The sequence below is a fragment of the Candidatus Thermoplasmatota archaeon genome (assembly GCA_035541015.1).
Taxonomy (GTDB): domain Archaea; phylum Thermoplasmatota; class SW-10-69-26; order JACQPN01; family JAIVGT01; genus DATLFM01.
Genome location: DATLFM010000070.1, coordinates 1 through 17,896, shown reverse-complemented (window position 1 = coordinate 17,896; position 17,896 = coordinate 1). Strand labels below are relative to the sequence as shown.

The 17,896-nt window shown below is 67.6% G+C and carries 14 protein-coding genes; 6 read left to right on the top strand and 8 right to left on the bottom strand.

Going from position 1 to position 17,896, the window contains the following annotated elements; translation table 11 throughout:
- The coding region (locus VM681_06265; protein ID HVL87593.1) for a hypothetical protein at positions 1–324 on the bottom strand (324 nt) is incomplete at its 3' end.
- 191 nt (positions 325–515) lie between these two features.
- Here VM681_06265 and VM681_06260 point away from each other — a divergent pair.
- The gene (locus VM681_06260) at positions 516–923 is read left to right on the top strand and encodes a helix-turn-helix domain-containing protein (GenBank protein ID HVL87592.1); all 408 of its coding nucleotides are present in this window, start codon (positions 516–518) and stop codon (positions 921–923) included.
- Between the two features lie 1,089 nt (positions 924–2,012).
- On the opposite strand, the gene VM681_06255 is transcribed toward VM681_06260, so the two are convergent.
- Positions 2,013–2,555 carry a MarR family transcriptional regulator gene (locus tag VM681_06255; GenBank protein ID HVL87591.1) on the bottom strand — a complete coding sequence of 181 codons (543 nt, stop codon included), beginning with the start codon at positions 2,553–2,555 and terminating at the stop codon, positions 2,013–2,015.
- A 1,615-nt stretch (positions 2,556–4,170) separates the two neighbouring features.
- On the opposite strand from VM681_06255, the gene VM681_06250 reads away from it, so the two are divergent.
- On the top strand, positions 4,171–6,030 hold the full coding sequence (locus VM681_06250) for a radical SAM protein (GenBank protein HVL87590.1): 1,860 nt from the start codon (positions 4,171–4,173) through the stop codon (positions 6,028–6,030).
- A 93-nt stretch (positions 6,031–6,123) separates the two neighbouring features.
- Here the strand turns inward: VM681_06250 and VM681_06245 are convergent, their stop codons facing one another.
- Both VM681_06245 and VM681_06240 read right to left on the bottom strand, forming a co-directional pair.
- Positions 6,124–6,399, bottom strand: a complete 276-nt coding sequence (locus VM681_06245; GenBank protein HVL87589.1) for an Lrp/AsnC ligand binding domain-containing protein — start codon at positions 6,397–6,399, stop codon at positions 6,124–6,126.
- A 6-nt stretch (positions 6,400–6,405) separates the two neighbouring features.
- Positions 6,406–6,636, bottom strand: coding sequence for an Lrp/AsnC ligand binding domain-containing protein (locus VM681_06240; protein ID HVL87588.1), 231 nt, complete (start codon positions 6,634–6,636; stop codon positions 6,406–6,408).
- A gap of 92 nt (positions 6,637–6,728) precedes the next feature.
- On the opposite strand from VM681_06240, the gene VM681_06235 reads away from it, so the two are divergent.
- From VM681_06235 to VM681_06225, 3 genes are all read left to right on the top strand, one after another.
- Positions 6,729–8,045 (top strand): histidine kinase N-terminal 7TM domain-containing protein, encoded by a 1,317-nt coding sequence (locus tag VM681_06235; GenBank protein ID HVL87587.1) that lies wholly within the window; start codon positions 6,729–6,731, stop codon positions 8,043–8,045.
- Between the two features lie 149 nt (positions 8,046–8,194).
- Positions 8,195–9,778 carry a sialidase family protein gene (locus VM681_06230; protein HVL87586.1) on the top strand — a complete coding sequence of 528 codons (1,584 nt, stop codon included), beginning with the start codon at positions 8,195–8,197 and terminating at the stop codon, positions 9,776–9,778.
- The gene (locus VM681_06225) at positions 9,775–9,915 is read left to right on the top strand and encodes a hypothetical protein (GenBank protein ID HVL87585.1); all 141 of its coding nucleotides are present in this window, start codon (positions 9,775–9,777) and stop codon (positions 9,913–9,915) included. Before VM681_06230 ends, VM681_06225 begins: the two co-directional genes overlap by 4 nt.
- Before the next feature lie 106 nt (positions 9,916–10,021).
- On the opposite strand, the gene VM681_06220 is transcribed toward VM681_06225, so the two are convergent.
- The 3 genes from VM681_06220 to VM681_06210 form a co-directional block, all read right to left on the bottom strand.
- The gene (locus VM681_06220) at positions 10,022–13,840 is read right to left on the bottom strand and encodes a fibronectin type III domain-containing protein (protein HVL87584.1); all 3,819 of its coding nucleotides are present in this window, start codon (positions 13,838–13,840) and stop codon (positions 10,022–10,024) included.
- A 110-nt stretch (positions 13,841–13,950) separates the two neighbouring features.
- On the bottom strand, positions 13,951–15,567 hold the full coding sequence (locus VM681_06215) for a DUF2817 domain-containing protein (GenBank protein HVL87583.1): 1,617 nt from the start codon (positions 15,565–15,567) through the stop codon (positions 13,951–13,953).
- 98 nt (positions 15,568–15,665) lie between these two features.
- Positions 15,666–16,541: a deoxyribonuclease IV gene (locus VM681_06210; GenBank protein ID HVL87582.1), complete on the bottom strand. Its 876-nt coding sequence runs from the start codon at positions 16,539–16,541 to the stop codon at positions 15,666–15,668.
- Positions 16,542–16,583: 42 nt separating this feature from the next.
- On the opposite strand from VM681_06210, the gene VM681_06205 reads away from it, so the two are divergent.
- Positions 16,584–17,402, top strand: a complete 819-nt coding sequence (locus VM681_06205) for a carbon-nitrogen hydrolase family protein (GenBank protein ID HVL87581.1) — start codon at positions 16,584–16,586, stop codon at positions 17,400–17,402.
- A 4-nt stretch (positions 17,403–17,406) separates the two neighbouring features.
- On the opposite strand, the gene VM681_06200 is transcribed toward VM681_06205, so the two are convergent.
- Positions 17,407–17,896: hypothetical protein (locus VM681_06200; GenBank protein ID HVL87580.1), on the bottom strand; the 490-nt coding region annotated here is incomplete at its 5' end.

Genomic DNA, 17,896 nt, shown 5'->3' with positions numbered 1-17,896 from the left:
CTCGAAGGAGATGAGACCCACGCGGCGCACGGGCTTGACGCGGATTCCCGCTCGAATCGACGCCTTGGGCGGGTGCGAGGCGTTGTACTCGCGGAAGATGGCCGACCCGATCACGAGTTCCAATTGCGACTGCGTCCGGTTGTTGAAGAGCCGCAGAATCTCCTCCTCGGACAAGTGGGGGCAACGCTGGAGTAGGTACTGGTAGGCGCTCTTGGCCCACGGATTCCGCTCCACCACCGCAAGGCCGCCGCGGTACTGCTGCTCCAAGAGCTCGCGGCCCGACCGGTGGGCCGTCTTGACGACTTTATATTCCACGGCTTCCATGGGACCGCTGCGGAACAAGATATGCACGATATAAATTGATTTGCAATTACTCGAACGTACCGCCGGCCACGCCTCTGAACAATTTCAATTTTCTTGAAACTATCCGTTTCGTCGGTCGCTCGCCTGATTTAAATAGTGCACTCAGTAACAATCCGAAAGCTTATCACCGGACGGTTCCAGAACAATTGTCTGTGACGGCCCTCAACCCGAAGCTCGTGACGAGCCAACCGCGGCACGACCTGTGCCCCGTCACCGAGACCATCAAAATCATCGGCAAGAAATGGTACCTCATCATCCTCCACGAGCTCACCCGCACGCCACGGGGCTTCAACGAGCTCAAGAAGGCCGTGCGCGGGATCTCCGCCAAGGTCCTCTCCGAGAGCCTCGCGGATCTCGAGCGCCGGGGCCTCGTCCATCGCCGCATCCGGTCGGAAAGCCCGATCCGCGTGGAGTACTCGCTCACGGCCATGGGGCAGGAGCTTGCGCCGATGTTCGACGACATGAAGGCGTGGGGCGAGCGCTGGGCCGTCTGCGAGACGCCGGAATCGCACGCGCACGAGGTCTCGGCCCCCGTCGAGACGTCCGTGAGCGTCGGCTGAGGGCGGCGGCTCGCAGTCGAAGCAGCCCAGTGATGATCCTTTGCCTTCCATGGGAACTTGGCAGTAGATAACGATTGTCGCCGCGCGCTTCCGGTTGAAAAACCTTGCCGCGAAAAGCCATTTCTACCACCGGATCGATAGGATGGATGCCGCGCTGCAAGGGGCGCGGTGGAAATCGCGTGAACCGCGAATCCGGACCCGGGCCCTGCGCCCGGGACGTTTCCCGCCTCGGTGGGGAGCGTGGAAGCGCCGACGGGCGCGAACCCGGATGGGTGCATGCGCAACGGATCTCCGGTGGATTGGAACCGCGAGCAAGGCTCGCGGAGTCGACCTCCCGAAAGGGGGCCGATCGACGACGACCCGCCGACCAACCTCGGTTGGGATTCGTCCCCGAAAGGGGACGGATAGGGGCGCTCCGAGAAGCGCTCCGACGGAGAAGGCCCGCCCGGACCCGCGGACGACCCGCGGAAAACGGCGACAAGACAGGGGGTTCCGGCTTGCCGGGGCCCTCGGGATGGCGGCCTGTGGCCCCGCGGCGAAAGCCGCGAGCCTGACTGCCTACCCGCCTCGAGCGGGACGCGAAGGATCCCTTCGCGGGCGATCGGGGCCGAGCGCGAGAGCGCCGGCGCCACCACGAAGCGCGCCCGGATCGACCGGGCCTGTGCACCCCGGCGGACGCCGAGCCTTAATCGGCTTGGACGCTCCGACGACGCGGAGGAAGACGCCCCCCGCACGCCGAAAGGCGCTGCGGGCGCCTGACCCGAGGGCGGAATTGGGTGTCTCCTGCGGTCGGGACGACCTGCGGTTCCTCGAACCCGGTCCCGCGAGGGATCGGTCACGCCGAAAGGCGCGCCCCATCCGGGCCTCGTGCCCCAGGATAGGGACAGAGGGACGAGAGGCGTCCACCCCATCGTCGGTGGGAAAAGGCGTACGTGGGAAACCGCGTGCGCGCCGGCCTGACGGGAATCGGTCAGGTCGGAGGGCGACCGGAACGAACGAACGGGCACTTGATGTCCACACCGAACCCCTTGCAGCCGGATCCCTTTCCTTTTGGATCCCCTGCTTGACAGGTAGCCCGGCGCTACGGCCCTACCGGTCCTTTGGAAGCTGGATCTCGCCAAGGAGCTCCAGGTATTGCGTGAGGACCTCAAGCTCGCCGCGAAGCGTGTGGAGGATGTTCTCCACCTTGGCGCGCTCCGGGTCGTCGCGGGGAAGCGATTGGATGGCTTCCTCGTATTGCCGGAACTCGTTGAGCGCGCTGCCGAGGCTCTTTCGGCCCTTGGCGACGATGGCGCGCTTCAGGCCTTCGAGCAGGTCGCCATCCAGGCGCACGTACAGCTTGCGATCGCCGGTCTTCTTGACCTTCGTGATCATGGCGAGGACTTCGAGGAGGTCGAGGCTCGTCGAGATGCTGCTCGCCGAGTAGCCCGTCTCCTTGGCAAGCTCGGCAAGGCTCATCGGGCGCGCGTTTGCCGTGAGGGCCGCGATGATCCGCCCGTGCACTTCCGAGTACCCCATGAGCGCCGCCACGTTGCTGAAGCTCGAGTAAAGGTGCTTCTTGATCTCGAGGGCGGTCACGTGATCTGTCACGCGCACGATTCGCTTTTCCGCCGGGGTCGAGCCAAGCGCCATTGCATTTGCATGGAACGCCGGGCCTTAAACTTCCCTGAGTCCAGCGTCGGCCGTTGGGCGCTTGCCCGGGGGCGGCGATCAACCCCCATGCCGTCAGCGCAAGCGAAGATCGAGGGCTCGCGCGACCACGATGTCTTGCCCACCTGGATCCGATGCAGCGTCACGCCCCCACGCGACGATGGGATGGCCGGAGGGCAACAACCCGAATCCAAGGTGATCCAGGCGCGACGCGTCCCGTAGAACGCAACCTTGACAATTGGTTCCAAAGTGGGCCGGGTCCCGGGAGACTGGACCAACCAGCCATCGGACGTCCTCTCGATCCCCGCGATCGGTCGCCGCGATGAAGACCGTCCATTGAGCGGGGATCTGGCGTGATCCCGCATCGCTCTGGTAGAACGCGACCGCGACACGGCCCGCGGACCCGGCCAAGACCCAGGGGTGTCCCGCGGAACGCCCTGGAGCCGAGACGGCGATCGGGGAATCCCACGATTCTCCGCCGTCGCGGGAGACGACCATCCTGACGCGCTGGACCTCCGACGACGCCTCGTCTCCGGACACGTAGACGAGGTACAACGTTCCGCCGGAGTCACGCGCCAGGATCGGAAGGTGGGTCCCGGCGCCGTCAGAGCGTAACGCCGGCGTCGCGGCCCTTGTCGTCCAAACTCCGGCGGACTCGCGAATCGCAACGTGGACCGCGCCTGTCCGCGCTTCCAAGTATGGAACGACGAACGAGGTTTCCGCCGCGACGGCCGGTCCAAGGAGGATCCCCCCGGGGATCGTGGCAACGGGTGACCAAGTCGCGCCATCGTCGGCCGAAGAAGTCAGCAAAAGGTCGCGGAAGTCCGTCGCCGCTACCAAGAGTTCCGCCGTCTGCGGATTGCGTGCGATCCAGGGCCGGTGAAGGCGAGTGCCCGGGTCGAGTGCCAGGACCGGGGGGGGACCACGTGGCGCCGCGATCCTCCGATCGCTGGAACGGGACAAAACCTTGCTCCGCAACGCCCCCCCGAAAATCGAGACCGGCCCAATAGAGCACGTCGTCGTCCGCGAGGAGGCTCGCGTCGTTGATCCCCGCCAGTCCCTCCTCCCGCGACTCGCGAGAGTCCCAGAGCGACACGAAGGATTGGCCGTCGTCGCTATGGAACAGCGCGCGCGTGATCGGCAGCGCAACGTAGATCGTGCCCCGGGCGTCCGCCGCCAGGAGCGGCTCCTCTGCCGGAATCGGCGACCGGCCGAGCCGGGCCGGATCGACGTTCCGCGAAAGGGTCGTCACGAAGATGGCTTCTCCAAACGCCGGCTGGGAGTCGATTGGAGGGAGGTCCGGAGGCGGCGCAGGTTGCAAAGGCGGGGGAGCCGAAGCCGGCGGAGGCGATACGCAGCCGGACACCAGCATGAGTAGCGCAAAAGCCACGAGCGCAGTACGACGCATCGAAACCCATCCTCAACGCGAGGCGTGAACCCATCGAACATGAGCGGCGCAGATTGACCTGTCCGAGTGCCTCGTACAGCCGCCGACAAGCGGGTAGAAAGTAATATACGTGCCCCCCCGCAATAACGGCCCGAACTTTCGGACACTTCCGAAAGTTGTGGTCCCTTGGGGCCTTGGAGGTTTGAGATTATGGCAGCACGCCTTGAGCAAGTGGGAAGCAACGTCGTCCTTCGGACGTCGGTGCCCTCGGACATTCCTTTTGAGATTTCCCACAACGTGAAGGAGCCGCCCGCCGAGGTCAAGCGCTACGTCGCCGAGCTCCTGAAGGACAAGCCCAACGCCACGGTCATCCGCGTCACGAAGTCGCTGTGCCCCTACTGCGTCGACGAGGAGAAGTTCGCGAAGATGAAGATCACGGCCGTGATCTTCGAGGAGGGCAACCAGGTGCTCCTGCGCAAGAAGTGCGCCGAGCACGGCGTCGTCGACGACAAGTACTGGGAGGACTACGACATGTTCCGCGACGCCCGCGTCGCCGCGGACTTTGCCAACCACCTCGAGACCTCCCACGTCTTCGAGAAGGTCAAGGAGATCGACATCGACTGCCCCAAGATGTGCGGCCTGTGCCCCAAGCACAAGAGCCACACGGGCCTTGGCAACATCGTCATCACGAACCGCTGCGACCTGTCCTGCTGGTACTGCTTCTTCTACGCGAAGGAGGGCGAGCCCCTCTACGAGCCCTCGCAGGAGCAGATCCGCATGATGCTGCGCGCCATGAAGAACGAACACCCCACGGGCGCCAACTGCGTGCAGATCACCGGCGGCGAGCCCACGGGCCGGCTCGACCTCGTGGACATCATCAAGATCGCCAAGGAGGAGGGCTACGACCACGTCCAGCTCAACACGAACGGCGTGAACATCGCCCGCGACCCCTCGATCGCCAAGAACGTCCGCAACGCCGGCAGCAACGTCTTCTACATGTCGTTTGACGGCGTGACCCCAAAGACGAACCCCAAGAACTTCTGGGAGGCCCCCGCGGCCCTCGACGCCGCGCGCAAGGCGCCCATCGGCGTCGTGCTCGTGCCCACGGTCATCGGGGGCGTGAACGACCACGAGCTTGGCGACATCATCAAGTTCGGCATCGCCAACATCGACGTCGTCCGCGCCGTGAACTTCCAGCCGGTCTCGCTCGTGGGCCGCATGCCCGACAAGCTGCGCATGCGCCAACGCATCACGATTCCGGGCGCCTGCCAGAAGATCGAGGAGCAGACAAACGGCGTGATCGCGAAGAAGGACTTCTTCACGGTCCCCATCTCCGTCAAGGTCTCGAAGTTCGTCGAGGCGCTGAAGGGCAAACAGACGTACAACCTGTCCATCCACTTCAGCTGCGGCGTGGGCACCTACGTCTTCAAGGAGCCCGGCACCGGCCGGATCGTGCCCATCTCCCGCTTCCTCGACATCGAGGGCATGCTCGAATTCCTCGAGGAGAAGGCCGAGGAGATCAACGCCGCCCGCTTCAAGAACCTCGCCAAGGCAAGCGCCGTGTCGAGCCTCCTGTGGAAGCTCAACACGTTCATCGACAAGGAGCAGATGCCCCAGGGCATGGACATGGGCAAGATGCTCTTTGAGGCGTTTGTCAAGGGCGACTACGACGGGCTTCGCAAGTTCCACCTGAACTCCATGTTCATCGGCATGATGCACTTCATGGACCCGTACAACTACGACGTGGACCGCGTGGAGCGCTGCGACATCCACTACGCCATGCCCGATGGGCGCGTCGTGCCCTTCTGCTCGTTCAACGTGATCCCCGAATTGTACCGGGATCGCGTGCAGCGCAAGTACTCGATGGACCCCAAGGAGTGGGCCAAGCAGAACCCGCAGTACCTTGACGCCGCGGGCAAGATCAAGGACTACGAGACGAAGTACAAGCGCGAGTTCGACAACGCGGCCAAGAAGGCCGTGCTGGACCGCTACGAGCAAGCCTTGGGCCGCCCCGTGGACCACCCGCTTACGGCGAGCATGAAGCTTCCCGTGCAGAATCCGTTGCTGTAACCGGAGATTCCAGCAAGACCCATGCGCGATCGAGCTGTTGCCTAGCTCGCCAGCCAGCGGGCCGCGAGCTTCGGATCCCCCCGACGTCAACGCCTAGTGCTCGTACCTGGGCGTGTGCGGGAACGCGAGCGTCTCGACGCTGCGGACCTCGTGGAGACGCCGGATGCCTTCGACCGCGTGCACGACGTCATGGGCGGTCGGAGCGACGACGTGGGCCACGATGTCGAACTCGCCCACCGTGGCAAACGCTTCCCTCACGTGCTCGACCTTGGAGATCCGTGCCACGAGCGCGGAGCGGTCGACAGGAGGGCTGCCAAAGCGCTTGGTCACGATGAGGACGATTGCGCCGGGCAGCTCGCTGAGGTGCATGCACATTCAGAGCGCCTCCAGGTCCAGAAGCGTCTGGGTCCGCACGACGCCCGGAATCGCGTTGGCCGCCTCGAGCGTCCTCCGAAATTCCCGCAAGCCTGTGGCCTCGACCCGGACGGCAAGGTCCGCCCGTCCCAAGATGCCGTACGCCCACGTCACGCCCGCAGTCGCACGCAAGCGCTTCGTAACTTCCTGCTGCCGTTCTGCTTCCGTCGAGACGAGCAAGTAAGCCCGCATGAGAACCCCCCACCTTTGGACGAGCCCAGCGCTACGTGAAGCTTTCGGCGGCGTTATGGGAGCTTCGCCGGATTCTTGACGGGGGCAAGCGAGTGTCGTGGGTCGAGATCGTTCCGTACCTTGCCTACACGGCTCTCACGTTGGCCCTTGCGGCCGCGCTTCTTGTCTTCAACGCGGATCGGGCGCCCAACCGCGCCTTCGCCGGCCTGCTGCTTCTCCGCGGACTGCTCAGCCTCACGGTCGGGCTTGCGCTCGTTGCGCCCGACGGCATCGCGGCCCGCTTCTGGCTTGGCCTCCATCCCTTCCTCGTCGTGCCCGCTCTCGCGGCGGCGCTGTGGTTTGCGATCGTCTATCCGCGCAAACGATCCTTGCCGTGGTTTTCGCACCGCGGCGCGCTGGCGATACTCCTCGGCCTGACGCTGCTTGCCGAGCTTGCGCTGTTGTCCGATCCAAAGCTCTACTGGGACCTCCGCGGGCTCGAGGGACTGCGCGCGGCCGACGTCGTCCATTTCCCGCTGCCCAAGGGTCCCTTGCACGCCGCCTTTGGCGCCACCGTGCTCGCCTTTGGCGCGCTGGTCCTCGTCTTCGTCCGTGATGCGTTGTCGTTGCCCGCAGGCCGGATGCGGAACTCGGTGCTCCTCGTGGCCATGGGGTTTGCGCTCGTTGTGGCGCACGACGCCGTCGGCCGCCTCGCCGGGCCGCCCAAGGGTGAGCCCGTCGTGGATGCTTTGGTGGCCGCATCGCTTGTGGTCGTCGCACTCGCGTGCGCGATCCTGACGCGGGTTCCGGTCGGAGCCGACCGCACGCGGCGCGCGTTTGTCCCCTTGGTCGTGCTCGCGGCCGTGTCGGGCGCCGTCCCTCACGCCCTTCCCGTTGGATCCGAGGCGCAGCTTGCGGCGTCGTTCGTCCTTTCCAGCCTATGGCGGTTCGCGCTGCCGCTGTTGGTCGCCTTCGCGATCCTGCGGCACCAGATGTTCGGAATCGAGCTTGGCGTGAAGCGGACGATCTCGCGCGGCACGTTGGCCGGTCTCTTCCTGGCGTCCGTCTTCGTCGCCGCCAAGCTCGGTGAGAACCTCGCCGAGAGCGCCTTTGGCGACAACGGGGTCCTGCTGGGCGGCATTGCCGCCGGGCTTTTCCTATTCCTCCTCAACCCGCTGCAACGGTTCGCCGAGCGCGTCGCAGAGGCGGCCATGCCGGACATCAAGCCGCCTTCCCGGATGTCTCCGACCGAACGCGAGCACGCGTACCGGGAAGCCGCGCAGGCCGCTTGGGCCGACGGCACGCTAACACGCAAGGAGCGGATCCTCCTCGACCGCCTGCGGCTGGCACTTGAGCTCGACCACGTGGCTGCGTCCAGGATCGAACGGGAGGCGGCGGACGCGACGGCGCCCCCCGTCCCCGCGCGGTGAGAGACCTTCTCGAACCCCGGACCGGGGGAGGTCCACGTTGCGGCCGCCGGGGGCGTCGTTCCTGGCTACAAATCAAGAAGCCCTCGTGCGACCCCTGGGAAACGCGCAGGCCATAAACCTGTTATACTCCGAGGCCGGCTGCGTGGCGTATGCTGCCCAGGGCCCTCCTCTTGGCCATGCTGCTTCCGGTCGCCGCCATGGCCGGGTGCCTTGAGCCCGAGACCCCCGTCCGCCAGGAGTCGCTCCCGTCGGCCGCGTTGGTCGGCGAGCTCCTCGTCGTCGTGCACGACGCGCTCGGGCGCGTTCTGGACGCCGGCGAGACGATCGCGGGGCGCGACCTTTCGGGTCTCGTGCACGCGGTCGGCGCGCCGGGCGCGGAACCCACCGTCGCCGTGACGTCCGACGGCACGCTGTTCTTCCAGGCCATGCACCTTACGCTTCGATCGAGCGACCACGGGCGGACGTGGACGGCCATGCGAAGCCCGCTTTTGGCCACGGGCTCGAGCGATCCCTACGTGTGGATCGACCCCGTGACCGATCGCGTGTTCCAGATCAACCAAGGGCTTCCCTTCGGCGGCCGGGGCCCCGTGCTCCCGCCCATGCCTCCGGAATCGCCCGTGACGTACACGAACATCGCCAATGCGCTTTTCTGCGCGCACATCGCCTGGAGCGACGACAAGGGGGCCACCTGGCTTGCAAACCCGGTGAACTGCGGGCTCGTCCCGGGAGTCGACCACATCAAGGTGGCCTCGGGCCCCTGGACGGACGCGTTCCGAACGCTCCGCGGCAACCCCTCCTATCCCACGGCCGTCTACTTCGCCTACAACAAGGCCTTCGCAACGGGCGTGGGCGTGCGCAACGGCCCGTCGCCCGACGACGCGATCCCGTCGCTTGGCGGGTGGATGACGGTGAGCTTCGACGGGGGCGTCGCGTTCCCCCTCGCCCGCCAAATGTTCGGGCCCACCTGCGCCGGCGGCCTGCACGGCGACATCGCCGTGGGACCGGCGGGCGAGCTCTACGTGCCGGCGCGCAACTGCCCGGCCCCGCTTGTCGCGCGAAGTTTCGACAACGGGCTCTCGTGGTCGACGGCGATGGTCGGCGAGGACGTCGGCGTTCCCGAGCAGCAGAAGAACCCGGCCATGGCCGTCGACGCCGAGGGCAACGTATACCTCGCGTGGGTCGCCAAGGACAACCGCCTCCACCTGTCCATGAGCCGCGACCGCGGCGAAACCTGGAGCGACACGGTCGTCGCCTCGCCGCCCTCGGTGGGGTCGGCCATCTGGCCCGCTATGGTCGCAGGCGACGCCGGCCGCATCGCCATCGCCTACGTCGGCACGGAGGATTCCGAAGCCGGCCCCTGGGAGGTCGCCAACGAGACGCGCTGGCACCTGTACGTCACGACCACGACCGACGCGCTCTCGGAGAACCCCACGTTCGCCACGATTCGGGCCACCCACGACGCCGATCCGGTCCAGCGCGGCACGCTCTGCGTCCAATCGAACAAGTGCAAGGACGGCAACCGCAATCTCCTCGACTTCATCGGCATCGCCAAGGACTCGCAGGGCCGCGTGTACGTCGCCTTCGCCGACGGATGCGTGACGCCGCAATGCCTGCGGCCCGACGCCACGCCGCTCGATTCCCGTTCGCGCGAAGGAACGCTCTTCGTCCAGCAATCGGGGCCAAGCCTGCTCGCCGCGGTCGGTGCGCTTTCCCCGCCCGGGGCGCGGCCATGACGCACCTCGACGAGAAGCTCACGCAGATCCACGGCGAGTCGGGTCTCCACCGTCCGATCGTGCGCGGGCGCCTCGCCCGCATGCTCTTTGCGGCCTTGGCCAGGATCGCCTTCGCGCGTCGGCCGCGGCGACGGTGAAGCGGCTTTCAGTCCATCGGCCGGGCCCGCGGCGCAACCCCGATGCCCTGGAGGGTTGCCCGCGGGACGGCGGCCCGGCGGGATCCGCCGGGCCGCAGGCCGGCTTCTACGGGACGCCGGCTTCGTTCGATCGCGCGCTCTCCCCGGCCGCGTTGCTTGCGGCCACGTAGTACACGTAGCGGAGGCCCGATTGGAGCCCGCCGTCAACGAAGCCCGGGCCGCCGCAGGCGGCCACGTTCGTGCTTGCCGGAAGGTCGATGCGGAACAGCGCCCCGCCGCTCGCGTGCCCGCGGTAGACCGTGTACTTCGTGAGGGCGCCGCCGTCGCCGTTGTACTGCGGCGGGGTCCAACACAGGCGCGCCTGGCCGCCCGAAAGCGCAACCACGCCAAGGCTCCTTGGAGCGGAGGGCTGAGGTCCGGGCGTGTCGCAGACGGTCGCGCTGGCCGGTCCTTCGGCGTCGTTGAAGGCCGTCACGCGGTAGCAGTACTCAACGCCCGCCGTTACAGCGCCGCCGACGACACCGGCCGCGTTTGGCAACCCGACGGACGCCTGGTTCACCACGTCCGTGTCGGCGTAGGAGAGGGTTCCCGCCGCCACGGTGGCGATGCGTTGGAACGGCCCGCCGGCGGCGCTGCGATACACGCGGTACTCGGAGAGCGGCCATCCGCCGTTGCTCGAGGGGACCTGCCAGGAGAGCGTCACGCGGCCGGTTCCGTGCGCCGCGTGGGCGGCCTGCGGCGCCGTCGCGACGGTGTGCGGAACGACGGTCGCAACGCTCGACTGGGCGCCCTCGTTCACCACGTTCACGGCGCTCACGGCGTAGCAGTACTCCTGACCGTTCGTGAGGCCCGTGTCCTGGTAGGTCGTGCCGGAGGCGTTCGCAAGGAAGCTACGGGACGCGCACGTGGTTCCGCGGTAGACACGATAGGACGTGATAGGCTCGCCGCCGTTGCTGCTCGGCGCGTTCCACGACAGCGAAGCCTGCGTGTGCCCCGCCGTCGCCGCAAGGCCGGTCGGGACGCCCGGCACCGTTGCGGGCTTGGCCTGCACGTTTGCGCTTGCCGCGCCCTCGCCCACCGCGTTTACGGCCGTGACGTGGTAGCAGTACGTGACGCCGTTTGCGAGACCACCGTCCGTGAAGTTCGTGGCCGTGGCGTTGCCGGCAAAGCTCTTCGAATCGCAGCTCGTGCCGCGATAGACTTGGTACCGCAGGATCGCGGAGCCGCCGTCGGTGGATGGCGCGTTCCACGTCAGCGCCACCTGCTGGTTGCCGCGGGTCGCCGCGAGGGACTGCGGCAGCGCCGGGGGCTCGGCCCCGGGCGTGGCCGCCACGGTCGCCGCGGCGCTGCTACCGGCCGTGTTCACGGCTCGGAGGGCAAAGCAATACTGCTGTCCGTTCGTGAGGCCGCCGTTTGTGAAGCTCGTGTTGCTCGCGCCCAGGCTTGCGATCTGCGACGCGCTCGCGCACGAGCTGCCCGTCGCGCGGAAGACGGCGTACCCGGTGATGGCATCGCCGCCGTTGCCCGCGGGCGCCTGCCACGTGAGCGTCACGCGGCCGTTGCCCGTGGACGCGGCAAAGTTGCGGGGCGCCTCGGGCTCGGTGGCCGGCACGACGCTTGCGTCGTTGCTGGCAGGCCCCTCGCGAACGGGCGTCGCACTGTTGACGGCCGTGACGTTGTAGCAGTACGCCTGGCCGTTCGTGAGGCCGGTGTCCGTGAAGTTGAGACCGCCCGTGCTTCCAACGTGGACCTTGGGCGCGGTCGCCCCGCATCCCTGCGAGCGGTGCACGTTGTAGGCGGTGACCGGCAATCCGCCGTTGTCGGCAGGAGCCAGCCACGAGAGGGTGGCCGACTGGTTGCCGCGCACGGCGACGAGATTGCGGGGCGCCGAGGGGGGACCCGGACTCACGGTCACGCTCTGCGCCGGAGCGTTGGCGCCGTCGCCCGTGGAGCCGACCGCGCGCACCGAATAGAACCATAGGCCGGCCGGGACGCCGTTGTCGACGTGCCGGTTGGTGTTCGGGCCCACCGTGGCGAGCACCGACAGCTCGTTTGGATCGGACCCTCGCAGCACGCGGTAGTCCGACGTCGCGGCCGTGGCGCTGTCCGGCGGGGGCGACAAGGTCCACGTCAGCGTCACCTGCCGCTGGGCCGTGGCCGCGGCCGCAAATTCCGGAGGTGCCGGGCGCGCCAGGGGCTTTGCGCTGGCCGATCCGCTGGCGGCGCCGGCGCCCACCTCATTCACCGCTCGAACGTTGTAGCAGTAGGTCTGCCCGTTGGCGAGTCCCGTGTTGAGGTAGGTACGCTGGGAGGCGGGAACCGAGCCGAAGAAGGTCTCGCTTCCGCAGCTCGTGCCGCGATGGATTTGGTAGGACTGAACGGCAAGACCGCCGTTGTCCGTGGGCTCGTCCCACGACAGCGAGACGTTTCCGTCGCCGGCGACGGCCGCGAGGTTGCGCGGGGCGCTTGGCGCGCGCGCCGGCGTCGCCTGGACGTCGGCCGTGCGGGCGCCTTCGCCGGCAGCGTTCACGGCGGAGATCGCGTAGCAGTACGTCACGCCGTTTGTGAGACCCGTGTCCGTGTAGCTCGCGATCGCGACGGTCGTCAGCAGCGACTTCGAGCCGCACGACGTGCCGCGGTGGATCATGTAGTACTGGACGCCGCGGCCCCCGTCGTTGGCCGGATAGGACCAGGACAACGCCACCGACTGGTCGCCGCGCGTGGCGACGAACGATTGCGGCGCGCCGGGCGTCGTGTAAGGGATGCCCGAAACGGTCCCCGTTTGAGGGCCCTCGCCGTACGTGTTCACAGCGGAGACGCGGTAGCAGTACGAGCGGCCGTTGGTGAGGCCTGTGTCGTTGTACGACGTCGCGGTCGGGCTTGCAAGCAGCGAGAATCCGCCGGCGCAGTCGACCTGGCGATACACGCGGTAGTTCGAAACGGCGCCGCCGCCGTTGTCCGCGGGCGCCTGCCAGGAGAGGGAGATAAACGCGTCGCCCTCGGCGCGCTGGAGGTTCTGCGGCGCCGACGGCGGGCCGAACGTGCGCGCGGAGGCCTGGTTCGATTGCGGTCCCTCGCCCGTGGCGTTCACGGCGCTCACGACGTAGTATTTCGTCACGAGCTGCCCGAGCCCGGTGTGCGTGTACGTGAGAACGTTGCCGACCGTTGCAAGGAGCGAGTACGGACCGCCGTTTGCGTCGCTCACGAAGACCTTGTAGTTCGTGATGCTCGTTCCGTTCTGGGGCGCTTGCCAGTTGAGCGTGATCTGCCCGTTTCCGCCGGTGGCCGTGAGATTGCGGGGGGCGCTTGGGGGTTGAACCGTCGAAAATTGGATGTCGGCAAGGCCGTACATCTCGCCCGTCCAGCTATTCTGGGGAAAGCTGTCGCCGTACCGACTTGCCTGGATCGTTATGGCACCTTCCGTGCGAGGTGTGGAGAAGCTTGGGATGTAGCCGTAGCTCGTGCAGCATGGAATGGCGGTCGAGACGATGTAGCTTTGACCTGCAACGAGCGTCACGGCCGAAATGGAAGTGTAGACCCAGTTGTTCGTGCCCGTCGTCGTCACGCTTGCCGACGCCAAGAGCGCGCCGTCACTTACGCGCCACAGGCGCACCGTCTGCGCAACCGCTGGCGCTTTGGCGCCAAGCCCAAGGACCTGTCCGTTTGTCGTGGGAGTAAACTGATATCCCATTGAGCCCCAGCCGCCGCAACAAGTCGAAACGCTCCATCCCGCGCTTGCCGTCTGCAGCGGCGTTTGCGTCTGCGCCTCCGCTTCCTGCGCGAGGATGCCGGGCAGCAGCAAGGCGGCAAAGAAGACGATGGCTCCCGCCAGGACAACGTCGCGGAAGCTGGAAGACAGGAGCCGCGACTCCGCATTCGCCGGAGTCGCTTGAGCCGTTCCACTGATCGATACGGACGCCGCCATGAATGACCTCTCCCGAATTCGAGCTTCGTCGACAGTCGGTGGCTATTTGATGTTTTCCGGGACATCGTTGTTGATAAGACGATCTCGGCACGCGACTTGCAAGAGCGAGCTCATGCGGTGGACCGCGCCGCCTCGACGCCGGTGGCCACGCGTCCTTCCGAATCGACGGCGGTCCATCGAAACGGCCCCGGATTGCCCTCGGAGGGCGCGGCAAGGACACGCCGCTCTCCGGGCGCAAGCTCGAAGCTCCACAGGAATCCCGCGCGGGGCGTGATGGTCCCGTTCCATTCCACGGATTGAGCGCCCGTCGCCGGCGTTCCCGCGTCGGCCACGTCGGTCACGCGCAGCGCGAGGGGGAAGCCGGCGGCGCTCTCGATTTCAACGCCCGCGCCTGTCCGCAGCGCGCGCACGGGCGGCTCCTGCTGCGGAGAAAGGTACGCTCGAACCTGGTAGCCCAGGCCCGGCGGCCCCTTCACATTGACCCGGTAGGTTCCGCCCGATTGGTCCTCGAAGCGCACGGTCGCCGTGTAGGCGTTTGCCATGAGCGGGCGCGCCTCGTGCACGCGGCCTTGCGGGTCCTCGATCTCCACGCGGACGGGAAGGAGGTTCGCTTCGGCCGCGCGGTCCTCGCGCCACACGACCTGGAACGTGGCCGTCCCGCGCGCGGGAACGTCGACGAGGTGATCGGAGCCAAGCGCGCCGATGGCGCCGTCCAGCTTGCCCACCCACGGCGACGCGAACCCTTCGTAGAAGCCGGCCGCGGCAAACGCGGCGCTTGCGACGGTCACCATGTGAAGGCGCGTGCCCCACGCGTGGCTGGGGTCCGCGTCCGTCGAGCGCGAGATCGCGCTCTCGGGCGTCCAGCCGGGCGCGCCGCGCAGGCTGCAGAACATGTCGTGCGTTCCGGGATGGAACGCGTCGGGCCACACGACCTGCCGCGCGACGCCGTCGTCGCCCACCCGATAGTTCTCGTTGGGGCCACCGCCGAAGCCTCCGGCGGCGTCCACCTCGTACACCGTCCGCCAGCCGGCGGCGAGAAGCTCCTCCTGGATCTCCGACTCGGGCAGCGCAAGCGGCGCGAACGCGTCCCAATCGAACTGCGGCGACTGTCCCTCGTTGTGGAGGTCAAGGCACGTGTCGGGCCGGTGCGTCCAGAACGCGTCGCGCACCGCACGGGGCTCGGGTTGCGAGAAGGCCGCGTAGTCACGGTTGAGATCGACGCCGTTTGCGTTGCCGCGCCGGAACGCCGCGGCCCCATCGGGGTTCACGACGGGCACGAAGACAAACGTGACGCGGGAGAGGAGAAGCTCGCGGTGCGCGAGGACGTCGTGCAGGATGGGCGGCGCGTCGATCGGGAGGCGGGCCTGCGGATCCGCAAGGATCGAAAGGAAGAGCAGGATGGCCTCGGCGCCCGTGGGCTCGTTGCCGTGGTGGCGCCCAACGGTCCACAGCACGTGGGGCCCGCTTCCGACGACGACCTCGTGGAGGGGGCGGTTCTGGATGCTGCGGCCGATCTCGCGGACCAAGACGCCGGGAAGAAGCGCAATCTCTGCGACCAGATCGGCGATCTCCTCGGGCGTGTGGAGCTTCGCGAAGGCCACGAGCCGTCCGGCGTCCGGAGGCGCGTCGGGCGCCTCGCGCGGCGCGGAAGGCTCGGGCGCAAGGCAGCCGGCAAGCGCGGGGACCGCAAGCAGGAGGACGCAGGCGAGCGCGCGGGCGGCGGCCATGGCCGTCGGATGCTCTTGGCGTAAAAAGGGTTTCCGGCGGAGGCCTGCGGCTCACGTTTTAGGGTCATAAAAAAAGAGAGCCCGCGCGCCGTTCGCCGTTAGAAGTCCCCAAGCTGCGTCTTGGGCGTCTTTCCCACGAGCGCGCGCAGCGCGTCCACGTCCTTCTTGAACTGCGCGTTCGTCTCGCACGGCGTCTCCACGACCCCGGGGACCTTGGCAAAGCGCTTGTCGTTGACGAGGAGCGAGAACGTCTTCTTCCCGATCTCCCCCTTGCCGATGTTCTCGTGCCGGTCCACGCGGGAGGCAAACGTGGACTTCGAGTCGTTGAGGTGGAACGCCTTCACGCGCGAGAGGCCGACCGCGGCGTCGAGCTCCTCCATCGTCTTCGCGTACGACTCGGGCGTGCGCAGGTCGTACCCGGACGCAAACGTGTGGCAGGTGTCGATGCACACGCCCATGCGGTCGGGATCGTCGACGCCCTCCACGATGGCCTTCACGTGCTCGAAGCGGTAGCCCACGTTGCTTCCCTGCCCGGCCGTGTTCTCGACGCACAGCGTGACGTCGTCGAACGCTTCGCCTTTCTTGAGGCACCAGTTGAGGTTCTCGACGATGCGCGAGAGGCCCTTCTCGTCGCCGTCGCCCTGGTGCGCTCCGGGGTGGAAGACGAGAAGCGGGATGGACAGCTTGTGGCAGCGTTCCATCTCGTCGAGGAACGCCTCGCGGCTCGCCTTCGCGTACTCGGATTTGGGCGTGGCGAGGTTGACGAGGTAGTTCGCGTGCACGAGCATGTGCTTGACGGCGCTCGTCTTGCGCGCCGCATGCCAGGCGGCCACGACGTCGTCCTCGAGGGGCTTGAACCGCAGCATGCGGGGGCTCTTGGCGAAGATCTGGATCGCGTCGTTGCCGATCTCGGCCGCGTTCACAAACGCGTTGGCAAGCCCGCCGGCCGCCGAGACGTGGGAGCCAAGGAGCATGGCCACCGAAACGCTCATCCACTCGTGAACCTAACTCCCGCCGTGGACGCAGTCACGGTCGCCTGCCTCCAGATGCGTCACGGCCCCACGCTCGAGGGAAACCTGGCGACGGCCGACCGCATGCTGCGCCAAGCCGAGGCCGCGGGCGCCGACGTGGCCGTCCTTCCCGAGTATTGGTACCTCCCGATGGCAGGCGAGGTGCGGGCAAACGGCGTCGACCCCATCTTCGAGGAGGTGCGGGCATGGACCCTCGATCGTTCGCGTGGTTCCCGCATGCTGCTTGCGGCCAACGCCCCGCTTCGGGAGGGCGGCAAGACCTACAACGCGGTCATCCTGGCCGCGCGCGGCGCGACGGTGGGCGTGCAGCGAAAGATCCATCCGATGCCGCTTGAGCAGACCTGGGGCGTGGCGGCGGCCACGGAGCCGCAGGTCTTCGAATGGAACGGCCTTCGAGTCGGCGTGCTCGTTTGCGCGGACGTGCTCCACCCCGAGAACGCGCGCGTGCTTGCCCTCAAGGGGGCGCGGATCGCGCTCAATCCCGTGCTCTCGCCGTACCGTCACCCGGACCCGTGGAAGCAGGCGCGCGAGGCCATGATGGTGGCGCGGTGCTACGACAACGGCTTCTACCTCGCCAAGGCCGGCGGCTTTGGCGCGCCCAAGGGCGGCGAGATCGTGGGGCGCAGCCTCGTCTGCGGCCCGACGGGCGTGCTCGCGCGGTACGACGACGAGCGAGCGGAGAAGATCGTCGCCGCCTCGCTCGCGCTTGCCGAGCTCGAGGAGTTCCGCAAGCGCCACCTCGCGCTTCCGCGCCGCAATCCGGCCGCCTACGCGGAGCTCATGCGCACGAGCGTCGAGGGGTGACGACTCATTCCGCCGTGCGGTTGTTGCCCTGGTTGCCGTACGTGAGGTCGACCGTCAACGTGTACGAGGTCGGCTGGCCCGCGAACAGGATCACGCGGAAGTCCCATTCGCCCGGGGCAAGGCGCGCAAGCGTGGCGACCTCGGGCTGCACGCCGGTGGCCGCGGCGCCCTCGGCGGCGTCGTTCTCCTTGTCCGTGGGCGAGAAGATCTGAAGGTCCATGTCCGGCACGCAGCCGCCCGCGGGGGGACACTGGGCGGTCCAGGCAAGCGTGGCCGTGAGGCCGCTTGCGCCCGGCTCGATGGTGATCTTCTCCGTCTTGCAGCTTCGCCCCTCGTCGCACGCCTTGCGGACGGCGCCGAGCACGGGGTCGCCAAAGTGGGCCGGCGCCGTCCGCAAGGCGTGCGACGAGGGGCGAAGCTGCAAGACGGAGAAGATCACCATCGAGCCGGGCGCAAGCGGCCTCACGGCCACGCTTGCCTGGACCGCCCAGTGT